The organism is Streptomyces tricolor (assembly GCF_002155905.1).
GTDB lineage: Bacteria > Actinomycetota > Actinomycetes > Streptomycetales > Streptomycetaceae > Streptomyces > Streptomyces tricolor.
The window spans coordinates 1-636 of record NZ_MUMF01001056.1 but is presented as its reverse complement, the minus strand read 5'-3'; the positions used below and the strand labels follow the sequence as shown (position 1 = coordinate 636).

Annotated in this window: 1 protein-coding gene; it reads left to right on the top strand. The window is 67.6% G+C overall.

What is annotated here, in order from left to right; all coding sequences use genetic code 11:
• Positions 1–68: 68 nt before the first annotated feature.
• The coding region (locus CCN44_RS42695; RefSeq protein ID WP_086704648.1) for a sporulation protein at positions 69–636 on the top strand (568 nt) is incomplete at its 3' end.

Genomic DNA, 636 nt, shown 5'->3' with positions numbered 1-636 from the left:
ACCGACGGAACCGGGTGCGGGGCGATCGCGTTTGTACGGGTCGAGGGTCCAGTCGTAGAAGGAGTGTCATGGCGTTCAAGAAGCTGCTCGCGAGCCTGGGGGCCGGCGGGGCGTCGGTCGAGACGGTGCTGACCGAGGTCAACGTCGTACCGGGCGGGGTCGTCCAGGGTGAGGTGCGGATCCAGGGCGGTTCCGTGAACCAGGCCATCGAGGGGCTGTCCGTCGGCCTGCAGGCCAAGGTCGAGGTGGAGAGCGGCGACCAGGAGTACAAGCAGGACATCGAGTTCACCAAGGTGCAGCTCGGCGGGGCCTTCGAGCTGCAGGCGGGGGCCGTGCACGCGGTGCCGTTCGGGCTGGAGATCCCCTGGGAGACGCCGATCACCATGATCGACGGGCAGTCGCTGCGCGGGATGAACATCGGTGTGACCACCGAGCTGGCGATCGCGCGGGCCGTGGACTCCGGTGACCTGGACCCGATCAACGTGCACCCGCTGCCGGCGCAGAAGGCGATCCTGGACGCCTTCATCCAGCTGGGCTTCCGCTTCAAGAACGCGGACATGGAGCGCGGTCACATCCGGGGCACGCGGCAGAAGCTGCCGTTCTACCAGGAGATCGAGTTCTTCCCGCCGACGCAGT